This window comes from Campylobacter sp. BCW_6889, from assembly GCF_001762535.1.
In the GTDB taxonomy this organism is placed as follows: domain Bacteria; phylum Campylobacterota; class Campylobacteria; order Campylobacterales; family Campylobacteraceae; genus Campylobacter_D; species Campylobacter_D jejuni.
This window is the reverse complement of record NZ_MJWZ01000058.1, coordinates 1-3,452: the sequence shown is the minus strand read 5'-3', so window position 1 is coordinate 3,452 and position 3,452 is coordinate 1. Positions and strand designations below refer to the sequence as shown.

General features: G+C 24.8%; 6 protein-coding genes. All 6 read left to right on the top strand.

The window, feature by feature from the left end; genetic code table 11:
• Positions 1-56 precede the first annotated feature (56 nt).
• A complete protein-coding gene (locus AJ939_RS05860; protein WP_002881838.1) occupies positions 57-287 on the top strand; it encodes a hypothetical protein in 231 nt (76 codons plus the stop codon).
• 142 nt (positions 288-429) lie between these two features.
• A complete protein-coding gene (locus AJ939_RS10895; protein ID WP_153882527.1) occupies positions 430-603 on the top strand; it encodes a hypothetical protein in 174 nt (57 codons plus the stop codon).
• 352 nt (positions 604-955) lie between these two features.
• Positions 956-1,510: a hypothetical protein gene (locus tag AJ939_RS05855; RefSeq protein ID WP_053872785.1), complete on the top strand. Its 555-nt coding sequence runs from the start codon at positions 956-958 to the stop codon at positions 1,508-1,510.
• 3 nt (positions 1,511-1,513) lie between these two features.
• Positions 1,514-1,960: a hypothetical protein gene (locus AJ939_RS05850; protein WP_002880729.1), complete on the top strand. Its 447-nt coding sequence runs from the start codon at positions 1,514-1,516 to the stop codon at positions 1,958-1,960.
• A gap of 81 nt (positions 1,961-2,041) precedes the next feature.
• Positions 2,042-2,725 (top strand): hypothetical protein, encoded by a 684-nt coding sequence (locus AJ939_RS05845; protein ID WP_052521792.1) that lies wholly within the window; start codon positions 2,042-2,044, stop codon positions 2,723-2,725.
• A partial coding sequence (locus AJ939_RS10620; RefSeq protein ID WP_079860484.1) for an Mbeg1-like protein occupies positions 2,725-3,452 on the top strand: 728 nt, incomplete at its 3' end. The genes AJ939_RS05845 and AJ939_RS10620, both read left to right, overlap by 1 nt.

Sequence of the window (3,452 nt, the reverse complement as noted above, 5' to 3'; positions counted from 1 at the left end):
AAACCACAAAATTACATCTTAATTTTAATAAAATAGAGAATCTAAGGAGATAACCCATGACATATATATTACTTCTTATTATAATTTCTACTATTCTTTCTTATCTTATATTAAAATTTATTTATAAAATCATCTTTAAATCTACAAAAAGCGTTTCAAAGTTTTTAGTCTTTCTTGGAAGTATAGGCTTAATTATCTTTTATTATACTCCTTATTCTTATTATTTAGAGCCTAGTTATTGGCAATTTAGGAATATGTGTAAGTTAAATGAACTTCCTAAAGTATAATAAGATTCTAGGGTATTTTGATAAAAAGTTAGGCGGCATAGATGATTTTCGACATGTAAAAAAATATAGTAGGATAGAAATGTGGCTTTATATATTACGATGATACTTCAAAACTCCTTCAAATTTTCAAGAAAAGATAGAGATGGATAATATTGTACTAAAAACAAAAAATATGCAAATGTCTTTACACAAGATTGTTGATATGCATATAAGTCCATATTGGAATACTAGAAGGTATGTGTTAGAAGGCAATGAGGGTAATATGAATTTTGAGTTTATAGAGGATGGGCTCGCTTGTGGTAATCTTTATCAATAATAATATAAGGAATAAATCAACAATTTAAAAGATTATACAGAATTTGTGTAAGCTAGTTATTTTAATTTTGTTTATACTGAAGGACAAAAAGCTTTAGGATTTAAAATATCTAAAACTAGATTTTTTAAAGATAAGAGTGAATTAGAAAAATTGGACTATTTTAAAGCATTACATGATGAATATAATGGATATTTGGTTATAGATGATTCTTTATTTTTTATGTGAAACTAAATGGAGATTTTAGAGAATTACAAGCTAGAAATTTTTCTCAAAGATATGAGATTAAATTTCATCAGCCCAACACTACAAATTGTCTTATGAAAAAACAGAGAAAATTAAGAGGAGTTAATAAATGCTAGAATTCTTTGTTAATCTTTTAATATTTATTCTTATATTTTTCTTTTTTGTTTTTATATTTTCTATTATTTTATATTTTATCTTTAAAATTTTTTATAAATTAAAAAATAAAACAAAAACTATAAATTTTAAAACAATATTTAAAAAACTTACTTTATTTCTTTTGCCTGTATATCTTTTATTATTCTTAACAGGAGGCTGTTCTTATAAATATATGGATCCGCAGTATTATGAGTTTAAGAGCTTGTGTTATTTTAATTTGGGAAAAGTGTTGATTGAGGATGAATCTATAAAGAATAAAACAAATATAATAGTGACACCTAAAAGTAAGCAAATAAAAGATAGAATAGTGGAAACTAGATTTGAAAGAAAAAATGAAAACCAAGTAGTGTATTATCGTGTTAATACATATTTTTATGATAATTATGGTATATTCTTGAAAGGCGATGAGGGTGCTGGATTATATTTTAGATATATGGAAGTATTAAGTTGTAAGAATATTGACAAAAAATTTAAGAAAGATGACTGGCAAGTTGAAACTTTGGAATAACAAATGAGCAAAAACATTAAAACACAAGAAGCTAAATTAGACTTAATCACTAAATTTTTAGACTATGCTGATATAGCAGATGCTAGTTATGCTATGTTGCAATATGTTTGGGAAAATATAGAGCAAGATGAAAAGAATAATATTTATAAAGCAGATAAACTTACTTTTGGTGATAAATTAAAGCAAGATATTGTTATGAAAAATAGTAAAGGGGAAGATATTGTAAAACCTAAAAATACAAACACAGCTTATGCTTGTGCTATACAAGCTCGTTTTGAACAAAATAAAATAGTTAAAATAGAACCTAAATATTGTATTTCTCTTATAAATACTTGTTTTGATAGTAAAGAAATAACATTGGATAATGATATTAGTAGGGTGGGGTTAAATGATACACTTAGTAAAAGAATCATTGATTTTATAAATAGATTTAAACTTTTAAAACATTAGTCTAACACTTTAAGTGGCTTTAGTGCTATTTTGTTTGAAGATACTAAAGATAATAATCAAAGTAATATAGGATAAAAATATATGAAAAACAAGCTCTATCATTATTTTAACAATAAAGAAAATTCAAATGATTTAAAAAAACAATTCTTTAAAAATATAAAACAAGCTTTATTTTATCTTTTTCTTGTCATCTTAACTTTTTATAATATTACTTATTTAACTCTTTTAACCTTTTTCCCTTTTCCTTTCTTTGGATGGATTAGCTTGTTTATACTTTCTACTATATGGGTATATTTATTTTTAAAGCTTGTCTTTTATCTTGTCTTTAAAATTTTTAATATTGATAAAAAAATTAAAAAGTTTTATTTATTTTTACCTTATCCATTATTCATGCTTCTTTGGTTTGGATACTCTTTTGTACCTCTTGAATGGCAAAGTAGTTTTAAAGAATTTGAGAGTTTGTGTGAGAAGGCTGATTCTAAGGCGGTTATTTATGATGCAAAAAATATTATAAGTCTTTGGGATAATTATAAAAAAATAAACAAGGATATTTTATTCAACATAACAGAGCAATATGTAGATTTTAGAATAAAAAAAATTATTATTTTATGGTACTATAAGGACGGCAAAAATACAATACAAGAATATAAAATAGACAATACATACTCTTGGCTTGACATAGGTATGTTTGCTAAATACAAAAGAAAAATGATATGCTATGATATTCGAAAATATAAAGAATTACAAGAAAAAAGAGGCTACTAATGTATGAAAAACAAGCCAAATATATGAAACTTTATAAATATGCTAGAATGTGCTGGGCTAGTTATTTTTATTTTGATTTTTTAAATACTAGAAATATATTTGAGTTAGATTTTAATCAAGAAAAAATTCAAGAAGAAAATTCTCTTAGAGGCTATAGAGAAATAAAGGTAAATTTAGAACATGTTGTCAGTCAAAAACATAAAGATAAAGAAGTATTGATTGATTTAAGACAAGATGATGCTTGGCAATCAAAAATGTTAAATTTCTTTGATGAAAAGACAAATTTTGATAAACTAAATGGAGAATTTGGAGAATTACGGACTAAAAATTTCATTCAAAGATATGAGGTTCAATTTCATCAGCCTAACACTACAAGTGGCTTTAGTGCTACTTTGTTTTACGATAAACAAAAAGATGAATTTATAGTAGGGTTTAGGGGAACTGAGGGTTTTTGGAATATAGATACGATGCAAGACATAACTCTATCCCTCAATGGCAATATCCAATCTTCTTCTCTTTTAGAATTTTTAGAACAAGTAAATAAAATAATCAAAAACAAACACAAAAGAATTATATTTGTAGGACATTCATTGGGTGGGTATTTAGCTCAAATGGCTTTGATATATTGCGATATTAAATATAAAGACAAATTATCTTTTAGCCCTAATGAAGTTTATACTTTTAATTCCCCTAGTGTTTATGGTTGGAATTTTCCTAATATAGCTAT